19 protein-coding genes, 1 pseudogene and 1 riboswitch are annotated in these 19063 nt (G+C 62.2%); of the genes and pseudogenes, 7 read left to right on the top strand and 13 right to left on the bottom strand.

The genetic code is table 11. The features are described 5' to 3' along the window. Window positions 1-29: 29 nt before the first annotated feature. Window positions 30-2027 carry a CASTOR/POLLUX-related putative ion channel gene (locus ACLIRY_RS09140; protein WP_413205062.1) on the top strand — a complete coding sequence of 666 codons (1998 nt, stop codon included), beginning with the start codon at window positions 30-32 and terminating at the stop codon, window positions 2025-2027. 183 nt (window positions 2028-2210) lie between these two features. Here the strand turns inward: ACLIRY_RS09140 and ACLIRY_RS09135 are convergent, their stop codons facing one another. Both ACLIRY_RS09135 and ACLIRY_RS09130 read right to left on the bottom strand, forming a co-directional pair. Further along, entirely contained in the window at window positions 2211-3296 is a 1086-nt protein-coding gene (locus ACLIRY_RS09135; RefSeq protein ID WP_413205061.1) for a ribonucleotide-diphosphate reductase subunit beta, read from the bottom strand. A gap of 14 nt (window positions 3297-3310) precedes the next feature. Then, window positions 3311-5194 (bottom strand): ribonucleoside-diphosphate reductase subunit alpha, encoded by a 1884-nt coding sequence (locus ACLIRY_RS09130; RefSeq protein WP_413205345.1) that lies wholly within the window; start codon window positions 5192-5194, stop codon window positions 3311-3313. Between the two features lie 128 nt (window positions 5195-5322). Next, window positions 5323-5527: riboswitch (cobalamin riboswitch) on the bottom strand. A 311-nt stretch (window positions 5528-5838) separates the two neighbouring features. On the opposite strand from ACLIRY_RS09130, the gene ACLIRY_RS09125 reads away from it, so the two are divergent. Beyond that, window positions 5839-6501 (top strand): aspartate/glutamate racemase family protein, encoded by a 663-nt coding sequence (locus ACLIRY_RS09125; RefSeq protein ID WP_413205060.1) that lies wholly within the window; start codon window positions 5839-5841, stop codon window positions 6499-6501. Between the two features lie 190 nt (window positions 6502-6691). Here the strand turns inward: ACLIRY_RS09125 and ACLIRY_RS09120 are convergent. The 6 genes and pseudogenes from ACLIRY_RS09120 to ACLIRY_RS09095 form a co-directional block, all read right to left on the bottom strand. Further along, window positions 6692-6805 (bottom strand): annotated as a pseudogene (locus ACLIRY_RS09120) (DUF3597 family protein); the annotation flags it as partial. A 51-nt stretch (window positions 6806-6856) separates the two neighbouring features. After that, window positions 6857-7042, bottom strand: a complete 186-nt coding sequence (locus tag ACLIRY_RS09115) for a hypothetical protein (protein WP_413205059.1) — start codon at window positions 7040-7042, stop codon at window positions 6857-6859. 7 nt (window positions 7043-7049) lie between these two features. Continuing rightward, window positions 7050-7799 carry a RadC family protein gene (gene radC, locus ACLIRY_RS09110; protein ID WP_413205058.1) on the bottom strand — a complete coding sequence of 250 codons (750 nt, stop codon included), beginning with the start codon at window positions 7797-7799 and terminating at the stop codon, window positions 7050-7052. A 14-nt stretch (window positions 7800-7813) separates the two neighbouring features. Continuing rightward, window positions 7814-8626, bottom strand: a complete 813-nt coding sequence (gene map / locus ACLIRY_RS09105; protein WP_413205057.1) for a type I methionyl aminopeptidase — start codon at window positions 8624-8626, stop codon at window positions 7814-7816. A gap of 176 nt (window positions 8627-8802) precedes the next feature. Then, window positions 8803-9522, bottom strand: a complete 720-nt coding sequence (gene sfsA, locus ACLIRY_RS09100; RefSeq protein WP_413205056.1) for a DNA/RNA nuclease SfsA — start codon at window positions 9520-9522, stop codon at window positions 8803-8805. A gap of 146 nt (window positions 9523-9668) precedes the next feature. After that, complete coding sequence (locus tag ACLIRY_RS09095) at window positions 9669-10607, bottom strand: methyltransferase domain-containing protein (RefSeq protein WP_413205055.1); 939 nt, start codon at window positions 10605-10607, stop codon at window positions 9669-9671. Window positions 10608-10680: 73 nt separating this feature from the next. Here ACLIRY_RS09095 and ACLIRY_RS09090 point away from each other — a divergent pair, with 73 nt between their 5' ends. The 4 genes from ACLIRY_RS09090 to ACLIRY_RS09075 all read left to right on the top strand — a co-directional run bounded on the left by ACLIRY_RS09090 (window position 10681) and on the right by ACLIRY_RS09075 (window position 13309). Then, the gene (locus ACLIRY_RS09090) at window positions 10681-11436 is read left to right on the top strand and encodes a double zinc ribbon domain-containing protein (RefSeq protein WP_413205054.1); all 756 of its coding nucleotides are present in this window, start codon (window positions 10681-10683) and stop codon (window positions 11434-11436) included. Window positions 11437-11517: 81 nt separating this feature from the next. Next, window positions 11518-11796: a glutaredoxin 3 gene (grxC, locus tag ACLIRY_RS09085; protein ID WP_413205053.1), complete on the top strand. Its 279-nt coding sequence runs from the start codon at window positions 11518-11520 to the stop codon at window positions 11794-11796. Next, window positions 11793-12632 (top strand): carbon-nitrogen hydrolase family protein, encoded by an 840-nt coding sequence (locus ACLIRY_RS09080; protein WP_413205052.1) that lies wholly within the window; start codon window positions 11793-11795, stop codon window positions 12630-12632. Before grxC ends, ACLIRY_RS09080 begins: the two co-directional genes overlap by 4 nt. A gap of 110 nt (window positions 12633-12742) precedes the next feature. Continuing rightward, window positions 12743-13309 carry a DUF1178 family protein gene (locus tag ACLIRY_RS09075; protein ID WP_413205051.1) on the top strand — a complete coding sequence of 189 codons (567 nt, stop codon included), beginning with the start codon at window positions 12743-12745 and terminating at the stop codon, window positions 13307-13309. A 470-nt stretch (window positions 13310-13779) separates the two neighbouring features. Here the strand turns inward: ACLIRY_RS09075 and ACLIRY_RS09070 are convergent, their stop codons facing one another. From ACLIRY_RS09070 to petA, 3 genes are read right to left on the bottom strand one after another with little or no spacing between them, the layout of a single operon-like run. Then, window positions 13780-14607: a cytochrome c1 gene (locus ACLIRY_RS09070; protein WP_413205050.1), complete on the bottom strand. Its 828-nt coding sequence runs from the start codon at window positions 14605-14607 to the stop codon at window positions 13780-13782. Between the two features lie 29 nt (window positions 14608-14636). Next, on the bottom strand, window positions 14637-15854 hold the full coding sequence (locus tag ACLIRY_RS09065) for a cytochrome b (protein ID WP_413205049.1): 1218 nt from the start codon (window positions 15852-15854) through the stop codon (window positions 14637-14639). Between the two features lie 13 nt (window positions 15855-15867). Continuing rightward, window positions 15868-16419: a ubiquinol-cytochrome c reductase iron-sulfur subunit gene (gene petA / locus ACLIRY_RS09060; RefSeq protein WP_413205048.1), complete on the bottom strand. Its 552-nt coding sequence runs from the start codon at window positions 16417-16419 to the stop codon at window positions 15868-15870. A 389-nt stretch (window positions 16420-16808) separates the two neighbouring features. Between petA and ACLIRY_RS09055 the strand changes: the two genes are divergently transcribed. Beyond that, the gene (locus ACLIRY_RS09055) at window positions 16809-17303 is read left to right on the top strand and encodes a tRNA (cytidine(34)-2'-O)-methyltransferase (RefSeq protein WP_413205047.1); all 495 of its coding nucleotides are present in this window, start codon (window positions 16809-16811) and stop codon (window positions 17301-17303) included. A gap of 16 nt (window positions 17304-17319) precedes the next feature. Here the strand turns inward: ACLIRY_RS09055 and ACLIRY_RS09050 are convergent, their stop codons facing one another. After that, the gene (locus ACLIRY_RS09050) at window positions 17320-18066 is read right to left on the bottom strand and encodes a type 1 glutamine amidotransferase (RefSeq protein ID WP_413205046.1); all 747 of its coding nucleotides are present in this window, start codon (window positions 18064-18066) and stop codon (window positions 17320-17322) included. 123 nt (window positions 18067-18189) lie between these two features. Further along, a complete protein-coding gene (locus ACLIRY_RS09045; protein WP_413205045.1) occupies window positions 18190-18894 on the bottom strand; it encodes a GDSL-type esterase/lipase family protein in 705 nt (234 codons plus the stop codon). Window positions 18895-19063 lie beyond the last annotated feature (169 nt).

Below are 19063 nucleotides of genomic sequence, written 5' to 3'. Positions count from 1 at the left end.
CCTGCTCACCCAAAACCGGAGGCCCCTCCTTGGCCCAGTCCCCTTCGCTCACCCGCCTCCTGAAAGTGTTGCGCTACCGATTGGACGTGATCTTCAGCATGGGGTTGCCCGCCCAATTGGCGCTGCTGGCCGTAACGGCGGGATCCGCCGCGACCATCGGCGGGGTGCTGTTCAGCCTGTTTCTGTCCGACCCCGACAACGCCGATGCGGAGGGGCTGCCCCGGGGGTTGGATGGTGGCATCCTGGACGGCCTGTGGTGGGCGGCGCGGCGGGTACTCGACCCCGGCGCAACGGAGAATGACTACGCCGCAGCTTGGCAATTGCTTCTGTTGAGCCTCTGCCTGACCCTGGTGGGTATGGCCCTGTTCGGCACTTTGATTGCCCTGGTCTCCACCCATGTGGGGCAGCATCTGCGGGTGCTGGAGCAAGGCACCGGACCAGTGATGGAGGAGGAGCATGTCCTCGTCCTCGGTCATGGGCGCCGGGCCCGGGCAGTGATCCGCCGGGTGTTGGAGGCCGGTCTGCGCAAGGTGGTGGTCCTGGCTGACGGCGACCCCCAGGACATCCGCACCGCCCTGGCTGAAACCATCCCCAAGAAAGACCTCCGCCGGGTGGTCATTCGCCGGGGTCGCCCCAGCCTGCCCAGCGACCTCGAGCGGGTCAACGTGGCCCACGCCAGCCGGGTGGTGGTCATGGCCGTGGACCGGTCCGAGACCGACCCGGTGGCCAATGACATCGAGGTAATCAAAACCCTCGCGGCCCTGTCGGCGGTGGACTGGCCCGACAACCGCCGCCCGCCCATGGCCGCCGAGGTGGTCGACGTGGACGACCTGGAAGTGGCAAAGGTCGCCGGAAACTATCAGGTGCCCGTGCTGACCACCGGCGATGTGATCAGCAAGTTGATGGTTCAATGCGCCCGTCAACCGGGCCTTTCCCAGGTGTTCTCCAATGTCTTCGGCTCGCGGGAGGTGACCCTGCGGCTGGTTGCCGAACCGACACTCGCCAACCGCCCCATGGCCGAGGCGATGCGGTCCTATGCGGACTCCATCCCGCTTGGCGTCTGCGACGTCCTTGAGTTGGACGACCGGGAGGTCCTGATCCCCGACATCAACCCACCCGATGATCGGCTGATCGAACCCCAGGAGCGGGTCATCCTCCTCGGCCCACCGAAAGCGGCGCCCATCGGCCCCCTGCGTCCCACGCCGACGCTCACCCTGCCCGATGTTCCGGAAGAGGGCCCAAGGACGGCGCGGACGATCGTCATTCTCGGATGGAACAAGAACATCCCGGCCATCCTGTCGAACTTTGACGAGCATATGCAGGATGGGGGCGAAACCGGCGGCTCCGTGACCGTGATCGGCAATCTGCCGCCGGAGAGCATGGCCGAGCTGATCGCAACGGACCTGCCCAAGGCACCGCAGAACCTGGAGCTGACCTTCCTCAACCGGCCCTGGCTGCGGCGGCGCCATTTGGTGGATCTGGTAGCCGACGCCGACACGGTGGTTTTGCTCTCAGACCAAAGCGGGGGAATCGAAGACCCGGACGCCCGGGTGATCATGGGGCTGATCCTGCTCGACAGCCTCGCTGCGGCGGGTCAAACCCATCCGGACCTGCATGTTGTGGCGGAGATGGTTGACGCCTCGAACGCCCGGTTGATGGAACGGCGGGTGGGCGGCACCCTGCGGCCAGAGCTGATTGTCTCGCCGGACGTGGTCAGCCTTCTGCTGATCCGCATCGCCGAAAACAATATTCTGCGCGTCATCGTCACCGAATTCCTCTCGGCCAAGGGCCAGGAAATCTACCTGAAGCCAGCCAAGGCCTATGTCCATCCGGGCGAGACGGTGGATTTCTCCGACCTGATGGACCGCGCCCGAGCCCGATCAGAAATCGCCCTCGGCCTGGCCCTGTATCGGGAGAACGCCCCCCCGGAGATCCTTATCAACCCGCCGCGAGAGGGGCTCTACACCCTGACCGAAACGGACCGGGTGATCGTCGTCGCGCTCGATATCAAATGGCGGTCAGGTTAGGGGACTCAACACAGGGCTTTGCCCCGTCCCCCCCCTCTTTGGCGAGTCTGGGGCCGAAAGGCCCCAGACCCCGAGCTAAAGAAAATGGGGGTTTGGGGGCATTAGCCCCCAAATGGGCTTGGGCAATCGCCCAAAAAATCGCGTTCTTAAGAACAAAGCCGGTGCCCAAGTCATCACGCCCATCTAAAGCGGGATGGCCCGCTTTAGATGGGCGTCGAAGGCAGCCCAGACACCATCAGCGCCTTCCCAGGATCCTTGGGTGGCACCCTTGGAATACTCTGTCGCCCGCTGCTCGAAGAAATTGGCATGTTCGACACCGTTGAGGATTTCCACCAGCCAGGGCAGCGGATGGGGCTTGATCTGCTCGTACCCCCCTTCCGTCTGGCGGAAGTGGCCGTAGAGCACCGGCAAACGCAATTGGGTCAGCCGCCAATCGCAGATGTAGTGCACATAGGAGCGAATATCCTCTGCCGTCATCCCCTCCACGGCGCCCAGTTCAAAGGCCAGATCGACGAAGCGCTCCTCTAAACCGACCATGGTTTTCGCCACGTCCAGGATATCGTCCTTGACGGCCTTGGTCAGGGCACCGGTTTCCTGGTTCCAGGCGTGAAACAGGCGGATGATTCCCTCGCAATGGAGGCTTTCGTCGCGCACCGACCAGGTGACGATCTGGCCCATGCCCTTCATCTTGTTGTGGCGGGGAAAATTCAGCAGCATGGCGAAGCTGGCGAACAGGGCCATGCCCTCGGTGAAAGCCCCGAACATGGCCAAGGTGCGCGAGACGTCGGCCACCGTCTCCACCCCGAAGCTATGCATGTAATCCGCCTTGTCGCGCATGGCCGCATAATCGTGGAAAGCCTCAAACTCCGTTTGCGGCATGCCCAGGGTCTTGAGCAACAGGGCATAGGCGTCGATGTGGATGGTTTCGATATTGGTGAAGGCCGCCATCATCATCTGGATTTCCAGGGGTTGGAAAATCGGCATATAGCGCTTCAGGTAATTGTCGCTGACCTCCACATCCGACTGGGTGAAGAAGCGGAAAATCTGGGTCAGAAGGTTCCGTTCCTGGTCACTGACCCGGGCCGAAGCCCAGTCCTTCAGGTCCTCCCCCAGCGGGATTTCCTCGCCCATCCAATGGACCTGCTGTTGCTTCTTCCAATATTCGTAGGCCCAGGGATAGCGGTCGACGTTATAGGCCCCGGAGCCATCCAGCAGCCCCACCTTGCCGGTGTTGATCAGATCCAGGGGGTTCATGGTCGCATAAGGCATTTCTTCCGCTTCCTTCACTGACAGGCCAGGCATTCGTCGTAATCGGTCCGCTCACTGGGCGCATGGATAGCCATCTCGCCCTCTCCCGATCCAGCGAAAGCAGCCCGGCGCACCGACTTGGAGCGGCAGTAATAGAGGCTCTTCAATCCCTTCTCCCAGGCGCTCCAATGGAGCATATGCAGGTCCCATTTGTGGATATCGCCGGGCAGGTAGAGGTTGATGGATTGGCTCTGGCAGATCAGGGGTGCCCGGTCGGCGGCCAGTTCGATAATCCAGCGCTGGTCAACCTCGAAGGCCGTGCGGTAGACGGCCTTCTCGTCGTCGCTCAACACCTCCAAATGCTGGACAGAGCCTTCGTGTTCCAGGATCGAGGTCCAGACCTCCGGGGTATCGGCCCCCTTCTCCTCCAGCAGGGCCTGAAGATGGGGATTGCGTACCGTAAACGAGCCAGAGAGCGTCTTGTGGGTGTAGATATTGGCTGGGATGGGCTCGATACAGGCGCTGGTCCCACCGCAAATGATGGAAATGCTCGCCGTCGGGGCGATGGCCAGCTTGTGGGAGAAGCGGGCACGGATGCCCCGTTCCGCCGCATCGGGACAGGATCCGCGCTCGTCGGCCAACAGAACGGAAGCGGCATCGGCCGCCCGGCGAATCTGGGTGAAGATCCGCTTGTTCCAGACCTTGGCCATCGCCCCCTCGAAGGGAATGCCCCGGGCCTGGAGGAAGGAATGGAAGCCCATCACCCCCAAACCGACGGAGCGTTCGCGCAAAGCCGCATAGGCCGCCTTGTCCATGGAATCGGGCGCCGTCTCGATGAACTCGGACAGCACATTGTCGAGGAAGCGCAGCACATCCTCGATCACCTGATCATTCCCGGACCACTCGTCCCAGGTCTCGATATTCAAGGAGGACAGACAGCAAACCGCCGTGCGCTCCTTGCCCAGGTGGTCGCGCCCGGTCGGCAGGGTGATTTCCGCGCAAAGATTGGAGGAATGGACCCGCAACCCCAAATCCCTTTGGTGCTTGGGCAAGGCGTTGTTGACCCTGTCGGTGAACAACAAATAGGGCTCGCCGGTCTGCAATCGCACATCCAGGATCCTCTGCCAGAGCTGGCGGGCACTCACCTCGCGCAGGACCGCGCCGGTCTTAGGACTGCGCAGACCAAAGGGTTTGTCCTCCCGGACGGCCTCCATGAAGGCGTCGGTGATGGCAATGGCGTGGTGGAGGTTCAGGCTTTTGCGATTGAAGTCCCCCGACGGTTTGCGGATCTCCAGAAACTCCTCGATTTCCGGATGGTGCACATCCAGATAGACCGCAGCCGACCCCCGGCGGAGTGACCCCTGGGAGATGGCAAGCGTCAGGCTGTCCATGACCCGAACGAAAGGAATGATGCCCGAAGTGGCGCCATTGCCCTTCACCGTTTCGCCAATAGAGCGCACCTCCCCCCAATAGGTGCCGATTCCCCCCCCATTCGACGCCAGGGCCACGTTCTCGTTCCAGGTGGACATGATGCCTTCCAGGCTGTCGGGCACGGCATTGAGGAAGCAGGAGATGGGCAGGCCCCGGGTGGTGCCGCCATTGCTCAGGATGGGGGTGGAGGGCATGAACCACAGATTGGACATGGCGTCATAGAGGCGCTGGGCATGGGCCAGGTCGTCGGCGAAGGCACAGGCGACCCGGGCGAACATGTCCTGGACCCCCTCCCCCGCCAACAGATAGCGGTCAGCGAGCGTGGCCTTGCCGAAGGGGGTCAGCTTGTCATCCCGCGAGCGGTCCAGGCACAACTCGGCGGGACTCGGGCGTCGCCGAAAGGATAGGGACGTCGAATCCCGGTCCCGGGTCGTGATCGGAACCAGATTCCCCTGTCCGTCAAAATCGTGGATGGGTGCCGGGGTCATGGTGGTGGCAGTCATCGGGTCTTCCCCTCCGGAAGCGGCAGGGGAATGGGATAGACCATCACGCGCAGGTTTCAGGCCGAACACAGCCTGACCGGAGCCGACGATCCACCGGAGCACCCCGCCCGAGGATAGTTGAATGGCGTCACGGCAGGTCTCCTGGCTTGCGGGTCATCGCTTCCATCCCGTCTTCCCAGCACCCCGATGGGTGCCAGTGACATGAAGGGGACGGCGGCTCTCCGCTTACAGTCGCGGGGGCGGCGCCGGTGTTCCACCGGCTTCCCTCTTAGCCCCAGATCCTGTGTTCTCTGGGGAACCATAACACCAGATAAGCTGATCGAAGGACCCGACTCTGTCAAGGCCGAAGAGCACCTACCTCCCCGCGTGCCCAGATGGAGCCTGCGCGGGGAGGGGTATTTGGTCGAAAAACGCCCCTTTGACAAGGAGATTATTTGTCTGCCCCAGCGTCATCGCGCCGCCCCCTTCCCCCAACACCGATTTCCTTGGCCATATCCCCGCCGGACGGATCCCCCCCACCATTATCGTGTCAGGACGGAGTCCCCCGTTGTACGCTCAGACCGGGCTGCCCCATCGCGCCCCGAACCGGTCGTAGGCGCTCGGTCGCTATCATCAAAGAGAGAGAGGTTATGGGCAAAAGATTGGCCTTCCTGCACACAGGATCCTTCCTGGTGGATATGTTCAAGGGCCTGTTGGCCACCCGTTACCCAGGGCTTTCAGCCTTCTACATCGTAGACGAGAGCCTGATCCAGGACCTGCTGACAAAAGGGGAATCGCCGGACATCGTTCGGCGCGTCTGCACCCATGTCACCCAAGCGGAGAGTACCGGAGCGGACCTGATCGTCTTCACCTGCTCCTCCACCTCTCCAGCGGTGAACGTGGCGCGCCAGATGGTGTCCATTCCCATCATCAAGATTGATGACGCCATGGCCGAACAGGCTGTGGGATTGGGCAAACGAATCGGCGTGGTCTGCACGGCCTCAAGCACCGTTGGCCCAAGCACCACCCTGTTGCGCGACCATGCCCGGGCCCAGGGTCGCGAAATAGAGATCGAACATTGCCTGAAGGGTGACGCCTTCCAGGCCATTCTCAGCGGCGACCGGGCCACCCATGACGCCATCGTCACCGATGCCGCCCTGACGTTGGCCACCACCTGCGACCTGGTCATTCTCGCCCAGGCCTCCATGATGCACCTACGCCCCATCCTGGCGGAACAGACAGCCGTGCCCGTGATGACCAGCCCGGAACCCTGCGTGGACAGCCTGTCACTATACCTATCGCCGCCCGAATAGCACCGGATGCCCCCCGCGCCGCTTGCATGATTTGCATGTCCACGGTACATGACCGTGTCTGGTCTTTTTTGGGCGATTGCCCAAACCCATTTGGGGGCAAATGCCCCCAAACCCCCATTTTTCTTTTACAAATTAAGAGCCCGAGGTCTGGGGCCTTTCGGCCCCAGTGGGGGACTGATTGCCCTCCATTCTTGGCCAATTCGGCCATGACCGCCTTGTGCAGCCAGATATTCATTTCCGCGCAGCCACCCAAGGCACCGGTATAGCCCAGTTCCTTGGCTAATTCCTCGGCGACAGTGGACAACAAAGCGGTGGCTTGGGCGGTCTGGTCGGTGAGCTGTTCGGCGGCGGAAGTTCATCCGGAGGCGGAAGCCTGTTGGGCAGTCTCGGTGACATGCTGGACATGAACAACGATGGCAATCCGCTCGACGATCGGCATGGCCAATGCCATCGGGCGCGGGCTGGGAAAGTAGCGTCCTACGGATTGGAGGGTCTGGGAGGCCGCCGCCTCCCAGCGGGGATAAGGGGGCAGCGCCCCCATATCTCCTTTAAAACAACCCCTGTGACCGAAACGACAGATGCCCGCCCTTGGACACGATCACATGGTCGTGCAGCCCCACGCCAACGGCCCGCAAGGCATCGCGCACGCTCAGCGTCATATCCTGGTCCGCCGCCGAAGGCGTCGGGTCGCCAGAGGGGTGGTTATGCACCATGATCACCGCACAGGCATGCAACTCCAAAGCCCGACGCGCCACCTCCCGAGGGTACACTGGCGTGTGGTTCACCGTGCCCTTCTGCTGCAACTCGTCGGCAATCAGGCGGTTGCGGTTGTCCAGGAACAGCAGGCGGAATTGCTCCGTTGGCCGGTGATCCATGGCGGCGTGGCAATAGTCCAGCAGCCGCTCCCAAGACCCGAGGATCGGCTGGTTCATCACTTTGCTTTTGAGAAGGCGGGTGGCTGAGACCTCCGCCGTTTTCAGGGCGGCCACGGCGGCCTCCCCCACGCCTTCTACCCGGGTCAACGCCTCTGGCGTCGCCGTGATCACCCCGGCGTAGGTTTTGAACTCGGCCAACAGGGCCTTGGCCAGGGGTTTCACATCGCCCCGGGGATGGGCCTGGAACAGCAGGAGTTCCAGCAATTCATAGTCGGGAAGAGCGTCGGGATTGGCCAGAAAACGTTCCCGTAACCGCGCCCGATGACCGGAATAGTGGGCCTTGGCACCCGCCCCGTCTTTTTTCCGGGGCTCGGGTTTCTGGGAATCCAGCTTCTGGGATTCGGGCGCCTTTTCGTCGTCCATGGGTCTTTAGCCGGTCACACACCCTCGTAGGGAGGACAATGCCACCCCCTGGGCGACAAGGTGAAGATCTCGCAGCCATCCTTGGTCACACCAATGGTATGCTCGAACTGGGCGGACAGAGACTTGTCCTTGGTCACAGCCGTCCAGTTGTCCGCCAAAATCTTGGTGTCATGCCGTCCAGCATTGATCATCGGTTCGATGGTGAAGATCATCCCTTCCCGCAGGGGCAATCCCTGGCCCGGACGACCATAATGCATGACATTGGGCGGTGTGTGAAACACTGTGCCGATGCCATGGCCACAAAAGTCTCTCACCACAGAATATTTCAACCCTTCCGCGTAGGTCTGAATGACATGGCCAATGTCGCCAAGGGTGGCGCCGGGGCGCACGACCTTGATGCCGCGCATCAAACATTCATAGGTCGCTTCCACCAGACGGCGGGCCTTCACCTTGGGCTCGCCCGCGTAATACATGCGGCTGCTGTCCCCATGCCAACCATCCAGGATCGGCGTCACATCGATATTCACGATATCACCATCCCGCAAAATCTTGTCCGGGCTGGGAATGCCATGGCAGACCACATGGTTGACCGAAGTGCAGATGGACTTCGGGAAGCCCCGGTAATTCAAGGGCGCCGAAACAGCCCCATGGTCGGCAACGAATTCGGCACAAAGCCGATCCAGTTCATCCGTGGTCACCCCCGGAAGCACATGGGGTGCGATCATATCCAGGGTTTCAGCGGCCAATCGGCCTGCGCGGCGCATACCCTCGAACCCCTCCTCTCCGTGAAGGGTGATCTGGTGGGCACGCTGGGCGGCTTGAGTCATGGAATGGGAGTCCACTTGCTACGCGAATGAAGAACAGACGGCGGGCGTTTCCCAAATATGGGGGGAAGCCATCCGGTTGACGAGGGGGAAATGAACATTTCCACCCTAATGGTTGTAGGGAGGAGACGGTCGCGAAACAAGCCCCCGACCGCGTTTCCTTGTCCCTTTTGACCGCCCTAAAGGGCCAAAGACAGGGGTCGATCCACCCAAACTCCCTTTGCCGGGTCCACGGCACATCCCAGACAGATCACCTCGACACCCTTTTCAAGGGCCTCGTTCAGGCCGTCGGCGTAAGCGGGATCGATATCCCGGGCCATGGTGACGGACCCGCCATCGGTGCGCTGAACCAGATAGACCATCACCGCCCGGTGTCCCTCGGCCACCATATCGGCCAATTCCACCAAATGCTTGGCCCCCCGGCTGGTGACCCCATCGGGGAACTCCACCGGCGCGGTCCATTCCGGGTCGCGCTTCATGGTGACGTTTTTCACTTCGACATAGCAGAGCGGTTTCCCCCCCTCGGGGTCCTCCAACAACACGTCGATGCGGGAATTCTTGCCGTATTTCACTTCCCGCCGAACGCTGGGATAGCCAACCAGCTCGGGCACCTTGCCCTCGGCGATGGCTTCGGCCACCACGGCATTGGGCGTGCCCGTGTTCACACCCACCATGGCCTCGCCGATCTGGATGATCTCCCAGGTGTAGGCGAGCTTCCGCTTGGGGTTGTCGCTTTTGGACAGCCAGACTCGGGAACCGGGCGTATTGACCGACAGCATGGATCCGGAATTGGCGCAATGGGCCGTGGTCTCCGTCCCGTCGTCGAGCACCACGTCGGTGAGGAATCGCTTGTACCGCTTGACCAGTGTTCCGCCGATCAATGGGGTGGGGAAGAGCATGAATCCGTCCTTGAGCCTGTTAAAGAGCATCGAATGGACCGGAGAACTGGGCCCCGGTTTTCCGGTCCACTCGATGCTCACCTTGTTGAATCGAAATCGAATTGTCGGCCCTAAATCGATTCCGGTTTAGGGTCGACACTTTGATCTCATGTCTTGGGGGCGCCATCGCCCTCGAACACCTGTGTCAGGTTCACTTGGCCAGAGCCCCGGGCCGCCGGTTTGGGCTGGCTGGCGTCCGGCGCCCAAGCGGTCATGGTAACGAGGTTGAAGGTCGCCGGAACCCGCCCCTCGGAATCTCCGAACCGTTCCTGGTAAAGGGCCAAAGCCCGCATCAGGGTTTCCCGCCGGGTGAAGCCCTTACGGCGTTCGAGAACGGCGTTGGTCTCTCCCATGCCCCGCAGGTCGGTCAACAGTTTCAGGGGACTGGAATACATCACGGTAACCGGTTCGGAATCCACCGTCGGCAAAGCAAAGCCCGCCCGGGTCAGCAGGTTGCCCGCATCCCGCACATCCGCAAACGGGCTCGTCCGCGGGGACAGGCCACCCTCCAGCTCGATTTCCGTCTCCGCCAGGCAGTCCCGCAGTTCATACAGGGTATGGGCGCCAAACATGCAGCCCAGGAACAGGCCATCGGGTTTGAGCGCCCGACGCACCTGGGTCAAGGCGCCCGGCAGATCATTGACCCAATGGAGGGAGAGGTTCGACAGCACCATGTCCAGGCTTCCCGGACGCAGGGGCAACCATTCCTCGTCAGCGCAGAAACTGGCCGTGACCATCGACGCCCGCCCGCTCTCCGCTTGGTCCGCCGCCCTCGCCGCCATTCCTGGGGAAAGATCGCATTGCAGCAGGGTTTCCACGCCGCCCCGGCGCTTCTGGGCATTCATCTCAAGCGCGCGGGCGACCTCGCCGCCGTGACAGCCCAAGTCCAGGGTCAGGGGAAACCGCCGGGTGATATCATCCAGGCGGTCCACCAGACGCTCGGCGGATTCGGCAAAAAGGAAATCGAAGCCGTCCAGGCCGGGCGCGGCCCGGTCCCGGTGGTGGCGGACGACCTGGCGGTCGAAGACGGTCATGCTATCGGTCATGGGCTCTGGTATAGATCATGGGAGCCCTGCCCGATAATCCCTTTTCCGTCTTCACCCGGAGATTTTCCCGGCCATGCCCCTTCCCCTCCCCGCTCCCCTGCGCGACCTTGGCCGGACCCTGCTGGACATGGCCTTACCGCCCCGCTGTCTGGGGTGCGGGACTCTGGTATCTGATCCAGGCGCCCTCTGCCCCGACTGTTTTTCCGGGATCACCCACTTGACCCGTCCCTATTGCGAGCAATGCGGCCATCCCTTCCCCGTCGGCGGCCTCAGTGGCCCGGGCACCCTCTGCGCCGATTGCCTTGGCGATCCCCCGGCCTTTTCCCGGGCACGCGCGGTTTGGATCTACGACGAGGGCTCCAAACCGCTGATCCTTCGGTTCAAACATGCCGACCGGACAGACGCGGCCCCTGCCTTCGCCCGCTGGATGAGCCGGGCCGGAGCGGAGCTGATCACCGACAGCCCGGTTCTCGTCCCGGTGCCCCTGCACCCCCGCCGCCTGTGGCACCGCCGCTACAATCAGGCCGCCCTGCTCTCCCAGTCCCTTGCCCGGATCGAAGGGCTGGAGCACCGCCCCCTGGCATTGGTCCGCTCCCGAGCCACAGCCAGCCAGGGCCACAAAGGCCAAACGGGGCGGTGGAGTAACGTCCGGGGCGCCTTCGCCATGACCAAGCCGGAGCAGGTGGAGGGGCGACCCGTCATTCTGGTGGACGACGTCATGACCACGGGAGCGACCCTGAATGAATGCGCCAAGGTCCTGCTGCGAGGCGGAGCAGCCCGGGTCGACGCCCTGGTGCTGGCCCGGGTGCCTTTGGACGTCAGCGAATAACGCCCGACCCTGGCGCCCATCGACAGCCGACCGTATATTATTGGTGCCTCCCCCATCCGTTCGTATTTGGAGACGCCATCCATGGCCAAGGTCGAAATCTATACCACGCCCATCTGTCCCTACTGCCACCGGGCCAAGGGCCTGTTGAAATCCAAGGGCCAGGCGTTCACCGAAATAGACGTGATGATGAAACCCGGGCGGCGGCAAGAGATGATGGACCGGGCCGGGGGCCGCCACACCGTTCCCCAGATTTTCATCGACGGCAAACACATCGGTGGCTGCGACGAGCTGCACGCCCTGGATGCCAGAGGCGGCCTGGAGCCCCTTCTGAAGGGTCAAAAGCAGGGAGACCACGCATGACCCAGCCCTCCTCCGCCTTCACCGCTGCCTGCATCCAGGTCAACGCGGGTCGGGATGTCTATCCCAACGTTGAAGCAGCCTCCGCCCTGGTCCGTCAGGCGCGGGAGGAAGGGGCCGACATGGTCTTCATGCCGGAAAACGTTACCATGATGGAATGGGGCCGTAAGAACATCCAGAGCAAGGCCATGCCCGAGGAAGACCACGTCGGCCTCGCGGCCTTCCGCGACCTGGCCCGGGATTTGAAAATCTGGCTCCATTGCGGAACCCTGGCGGTCAGCGTCGGTGACGGCATGGTCGCCAACCGCACCTATGTCGTGGATGGGGACGGCGCCATCCGTGCCCGCTACGACAAGATCCACATGTTCGACGTGAATCTCGCCAACGGAGAGACTTACAAGGAAAGCAGCACCTTCCGCCCCGGAGACGAAGCGGTGGTGGTCGACATTCCTTTCGGTCGTTTGGGCTTGGCCATCTGTTACGACCTGCGCTTCCCCCACCTCTTCCGAACCCTGGCCAAGGCTGGAGCGGACTACCTGACCATTCCGGCGGCCTTCACCCGCACCACCGGCCAAGCCCATTGGCATGTCCTGCAGCGGGCCCGGGCCATCGAAACGGGGTGCTATGTGATCTCTCCGGCCCAAACCGGCACCCATGCGGAGGGCCGCCAGACCTACGGCCACGCCGTGATCGTCGACCCCTGGGGTACGGTTCTGGCCGATGCCGGAGAGGATCCGGGCATTATTCTCGCCCGCGTCGACCCAGAGAAGATCGCCGAGGCCCGGGGCATGGTGCCCGCCCTGACCCACGACCGGGCCTTTGCCCTGGAGGTCGAATAGGGCTACCTCAAGGACTTTCTGCGTTTCGTAGAGTGGCAAGGGACCCGCTATCCCTTGCCAGTCGGGCGAATTTGGGTATAGATCACCGCTTCGTCTCCGAGAGGAAGAGAATGATCCGCTACGCGCTTGTTTGCGAACATGACCATGATTTCGAGGGCTGGTTCCGTGACAGCGCCACCTGCGATACCCAGTTGGCGGGGGGCGTGGTCGACTGCCCCTATTGCGGCAGTCATATCGTCAATAAGGCACTGATGGCGCCCAATGTCGTGTCCAGCCGCTCCAAGGAAGGCCGGATCGAGCCGTCTCCGGCAGAGAGTCCGGCACCCAATGCGGCGGCCCCGGCGCCGAACGCCGCCCCCACGGTTACGCCACCCAACGGCCAAGTCCCAACCCTCCCCCTTGGACACCCCCCTCACCCGATGTCCATCGCCAGCGGACCGGAGGGCAAGGAAGCTGTGACTCAACTTGCCCAAGTCGTGTCCAAGCTGCGCGCCCATGTGGAAGCCACCTGTGAGGACGTGGGCGGCAACTTCGCCGAGGAAGCCCGCAAGATTCACCATGGCGAGGCCAACGACCGCCCCATCCACGGCGAGGCCACCCTTGATGAAGCCAAGGCCCTGACCGAGGAGGGCATCGGCATCTCTCTCCTGCCTTGGAGCCGACGGTTACAAAACTGAGACCTGATCTCGAAGCACTCTAGTCGAGCGAATCGATGCTCGCGTCATTGCGGGCGATGGCCTTGCCCGCAATGACGCGACAGTGTCTCGTCTTTTTTGGGCGATTGCCCAAGCCCACTTGGGGGGCAAATGCCCCCAAACCCCCATTTTTTCTTTGAAAAAATAAATGCCTGAGGTCTGATACCCAGGTGCGGTGAGTTTGACACACCGCACCTTGGAAGCGGCCAAGTGGCCGCCGCGCCTTATGGCGCGTAAAAGCCCGCCTGGCGTTTGAACGCAAGAAAAGCGGCCTAGGTTTCAACCCGCGCCGCTTGGTCTGAGGCCTTTCGGCTCCAGTGAGGGACGGGGCTTTGCCCCGTGACGGCCCCCCCCTTGAAAAACGAAACGGGCCGCCGGTTGGGGGAACCGACGGCCCGAGTCTGGATGGCTGAGCCCGGCCCGCTCAGGATGCGCGCCGGGGCTGGTGGTTCTTAGTGCTTCACATCACGCCAGATGCTGAGCTTCAAGGCCAGCAGCATGGCGGATAGGACGCCCAAGAAGATCAGGACTTTCAAGCCCATGGACTTCCGTTCGTCCAACTCGGGCTCTGCGGCCCAATTCAGGAAGGCCACAATGTCGTGGCCCATCTGTTCGACGGTGGCGGGGGTGCCATCGGCATATTCCACCAGATCGTCCATCAGCTGGGGCGGCATGGAAATGGCGTGACCCGGGAAGTAGCTGTTGAACCACTTGGATTCCGGGAAGACCGATTCGACGCCCTGCTCTTCGTTCATCTTCACCCACCACTCGGCAGGTTCACCGGGCATATCCGACGTGAAACCATGGGTGATCAGGTTGTAGACATAATCGGGACCGTCCTTGCGGGCCTTGACCAGCAGGGACATGTCCGGAGGAACCGCGCCACCGTTGGCCGCAGCAGCGGCCTTGTCGTTGGCGAAGGGCGGAACGAAGTGATCCGCCGGCGTGGCAGGACGCTCGAACATATCCCCTTGGTCGTCGGGGCCGTCCTCGACCTCCCGCTCCGCAGCGATCGCCTTGATCTGGTCCGAGGTGAACCCAAGGGCCGACAGGTTGCGGTAAGCCACGAGGTTGAGGGAGTGACAATTCCCGCAAACCTCGTGATAGACCTGAAATCCGCGCTGCAATTGGGCTTGGTCATAGCGGCCAAACAGGCCCAACCAGCTCCAATCTTGCTTTTCCAGCTCAGGACCACCAGCAGCGCTGTTGGCCTGGGCCGTTCCACCAATGGCCAGGACGATGCCGGCGGCCACCAGGGTGCTCTTGACGATCTTCATCATGACTCGTCGTTCTCCTTAGTGTCGCCGTTTCAAGCCTTGGTCGTCACCGGAGCACTGATGCTCTCCGGCAGCGGCCTGGGTTTTTCGAACCATCCCACCAGCGGCACGATGACCAGCAGGTGCAGGAAGTAATAGACCGTCGCGATCTGTCCAATGGTGATGTAGGGCTCTTCAGCGGCCTGGGCACCGATGTAGCCCAGAACAAAGCAATCCACCAGGAACAGCCAGAAGAACCACTTGAAGATCGGCCGGAAGGTGGCGGACCGCACCTTGGAGGTATCCAGCCAGGGCAGGACGAACAGGATCAGGATGGCGCCGAACATGGCCAGCACGCCGCCCAGCTTGTCGGGGACGGACCGCAGGATCGCATAGAACGGCAGGAAGTACCATTCGGGCACGATATGCGGCGGGGTCACCATCGGGTTCGCCGGAATGTAGTTGTCCGGTTCGCCGAAGAAGTTGGGCTGGAAGAACACCAGATAGGCGAAGACCATCAGGAAGATGCCCAGGCCGAAGGCGTCCTTCACCGTGTAATAGGGGTGGAACGGAATGAAATCGTTCGGCCCCTTGGCGTCGATGCCCAGCGGGTTATTGGACTTCTTGGCATGCAGCGCCCACAGGTGAATGAAAACCACCGCGAACAGAACCATCGGGAACAGGTAGTGGAGGGCAAAGAAACGGTTGAGCGTCGGGTTGGCGACACTGAAACCACCCCACAGCAGGGTCACAATGGACTCGCCCACCACCGGGAAGGCGGAGAACAGGTTCGTGATCACCGTCGCGCCCCAGAAGGACATCTGGCCCCAGGGCAACACATAGCCCATGAAGGCAGAAGCCATCATCAGAAGCATGATGACGATGCCCAACCACCACAACACTTCGCGAGGCGCCTTATAGGATCCGTAGTACAGGCCGCGGAAGATGTGAATGTAGACAACGATGAAGAACATCGAGGCGCCATTCATGTGGATGTACCGCAGCAGCCAGCCGTAGTTCACGTCGCGCATGATGCGCTCGACGGAATTGAAGGCGTAATCCACATGGGCAGTGTAGTTCATCGCCAGAAAGATACCGGTGGCGACCATGATCACCAGAGCGATACCGGCCAGGGACCCGAAGTTCCACCAATAATTCAGGTTTTTCGGAGCCGGATAAACGACCAGCTCCTTGTGCATCAGGGTCACGATCGGCAGGCGGTCATCGAACCACTTGACGGCTTTGTTGTTCCAAGTCGGAGGGGTGTACATCGTCCGTCAGCTCCTAACCGATCTTGATCATGGTGTCTTCGAGGAACTCATACGGCGGAATCACGAGATTCAGCGGCGCAGGTCCCCGGCGGATGCGACCGGAGGTGTCGTAGTTCGATCCGTGGCAGGGGCAGAACCACCCGCCAAATTCTCCCTTCGGCTCCCCTTCCTTCTGACCGAGCGGAATGCAGCCGAGATGGGTGCAGATGCCGATCATGACCAGCCACTCGGGCTTCAGAACCCGCTCCTCGTCGGTCTGCGGGTCCCGCAGCTCGGCGACGTCGACGGCGCGCGCTTCTTCGATGTTTTCCTCGGTGCGATGCCGGATAAACACCGGTTTGCCGCGCCATGTAATGGTAATGGCCTGACCCACCTCGACGGCGGAAATATCCACCTCAGTCGAGGCCAGGGCCAGGGTGTCCGCTGCGGGATTCATGGAATCGATAAACGGCCACACGGCGAGCGCCGCACCAACGGCGGCGACCGCCCCTGTGCCGTAAATCAGGAAATCCCGCCGCGACGAGTCTCCGCCCGTGTTCGGGGCGGTGTTTTCGGCTTCAGCCATCCTGGTTTCCTCTCAATTGCCTTCAGCTCCGGACGATGCGACGCCAAACGTCGGCTGACATTTTTTATTCGGCAACGAGAAATCGCAATAGGGAGAAACCCGGTTTTACCCCTGGGTTCGTCCCTTCGCCCTCGCCACCGAGTCGTCGCCGACATCCCCCCACGTAAAATGGACGTCGCGACCGTCCCAACCGGCCCAGTTCCTCCCCTCCTGACGGGAGGAGTCTTCCGACCCGGCCCCGTCGCTGGACCATATCGAAAGACACGGTTTGCATTGCGGCGGGAACGGCGCGGATATAAAGCAATTCCCCAGTTGAGAAAAGCACAAAGTATGGCGGCTAGATGTCAGTCGGTCGCCCTGGAGCCCCCGGGACAGAGGAGAAACACCCCATGGTCGGCTTGGCCTTGTACCAACCGGACATCCCCCAGAACGCCGGAACCATCCTCCGTTTGGGGGCCTGCATGGGGGTCGGTGTCGACATCATCGAGCCCTGCGGCTTCGTCCTGGACGATAAGCGCATGCGCCGGGCGGGCATGGACTATCTCGACCTGGCGGCTCTGACGCGCCATGCCTCCTGGGGCGCTTTCCTTGACGGCCTGTCCCCGGAACGTCGGCTGGTTCTGCTGACCACCGCCGGGGACACCCCCCTGCCCGAGGCCACCTTCGAGCCGAATGATATCCTGCTTCTCGGTCGGGAAAGTGCCGGAGTCCCGCCGGAGGTCCACGCCCAATGCACCCTTCGGGTCCGCGTCCCCATGATTGCCGAAACCCGCTCGCTGAACATTGCCGTCTGTGCGTCCATGGTCCTTGGCGAGGCCCTTCGGCAAACGAACGGCTGGCCCCAGGGGGAGAAACCGGACGACCGAACTCCCCCCGTCCCGTGACACCGGACGGTCAGGATCAACAAACAGCCAACAGATTGGCATTGATCCGCCGCGCAATCGCGGAGAAGGCGGGCAGATGTCCGGCGAGTTCGGTTTCCAATCCCTTCGCCCGCTCCACACCCAAAGCCGCTTCCATACTGGCCGCATATTCGGGCACGGCGCTCCATTCCGCCACTGTGCTCGACGTCATCTCGATATGGAACTGGATCCCCCAAGCCCGGTCTCCCACCCGCATCGCTTGAACCGGACAGGCGGCATTGGCGGCGAGGACCACCCCATCCTCGGGCAGCCTCTGGACCTCGGCGCCGTGCCACTGGAACGCCTGCAGGTCCGGCTCAAAACCAGAGAAAAGGCGATCCCTCCGGCCTTCCGGCGTCAAAGTCGTTGCCGTCACGCCGACTTCCGGTGTTGCCATGCGCCCGACCTGACCGCCCGATGCCTCCGCCAGAAGTTGGTGACCCAGGCAAATCCCCAGATAGGGGCGGCGCAGGACCTGCACCCAGCGCCGGATTGCCGCCATCTCGGTGACAAGCCAGGGATATGTGTCGGTTTCCCAAATATCCATTGGTCCGCCCATCACCGCCATAAGATCGAAATCGGTCATGTCCGGGATCGGCTCGCCTTCGTCCAAGGCGACGATCTGTACCTGATGCCCGTCCGCGCGCCAGAACTCACGAAAGATACCGGGATGTTCCACGGCGAGGTGCTGGAAAACGAGGATGCGCATGGCTTGGCTCTCCGAATTGGCTGGTCGGCCTTTCATGACACGCTCCCTGAGCCCTCGAAAGATCCAATTCCTGACAGTTTCCCCGGCCAATCAACGATTGCCCTCCAAGCGCCCGCCAAAGCCAAGCCAACGGGGACAACGGCCCGCTGTAGAGGGTGGTCAGCCGATGAAGCCTCCAACCACATGGAAAGGCTCGAATTCCTCCTTCCTGGCCTTCAGGATGGGAAGGACCGGATCGGACTGGGGGGAGCCGAACCAGGACCGCCAGGGCTCCCAGCCCTGCATCCGCCCGGCCACGGAAGCGTGAAGGGCTCCATTGATCCGATGCGCCCGACGCAGGGTGGAGTCCCACTCCAGGTCCCCATGGAGATCCAGATAGGGGACCTGCAAATCTTCGGCGATACGACGGTAGGCCAGATTGAGTGCCGCCAATCGCTCCCACCGATAGCGAACACATCCCCCCTCGTCGGTCAGAAACGCACCATCGGACCGGGCCGGAGGCGGACCAACCCAAAGGCAGGGGTAAAGGGTGACCGCCTCGGCCACAAGCCGCTCGGCCAGGGCCATCGACTGAGGCAGGGCAACCCGAATGCCCTCGTCGTTGAAATCGGCCATGTCATCCAGACCAAAACAGAAGACCAACCCACCGCTTCCCCCCTCTCTGCACCGCATCCGACGCTCCGCCTCGGACCGCCAACGCTCCATCAGCTGGGGTGTGGTTTCCTGGGGCAAACCCAGGTTGAAGGCAGAAAAGTCATGGCCGCCCCGAGTCGAGGCTTCGGTCAAACGACCGACCCAACCCCACCCCATCTCGTCGCCGATACCATGGGTGAAGCTGTCACCAAAAAAGCAGACTTTTTTCATACCTGCATTCGCCTCCCCGCCGTGACACGAGGCCCCGGCCGCACTGGATTCGCGCCGAGGATGTCCCGATCCCGGCCCTGGAGCCCGGACCAGCGGTTTCGTTCCGCCTCATTTCGCCCTTGATACAGAAAAATATGGGAAGACCGATGAGTCAAGAAGTGACACTCGT

The organism is Rhodospirillum sp. A1_3_36, from assembly GCF_047263945.1.
Lineage (GTDB): Bacteria > Pseudomonadota > Alphaproteobacteria > Rhodospirillales > Rhodospirillaceae > Rhodospirillum.
Note: the sequence above shows the minus strand (reverse complement) of the source record. Positions and strands in the feature narration are given on the sequence as shown.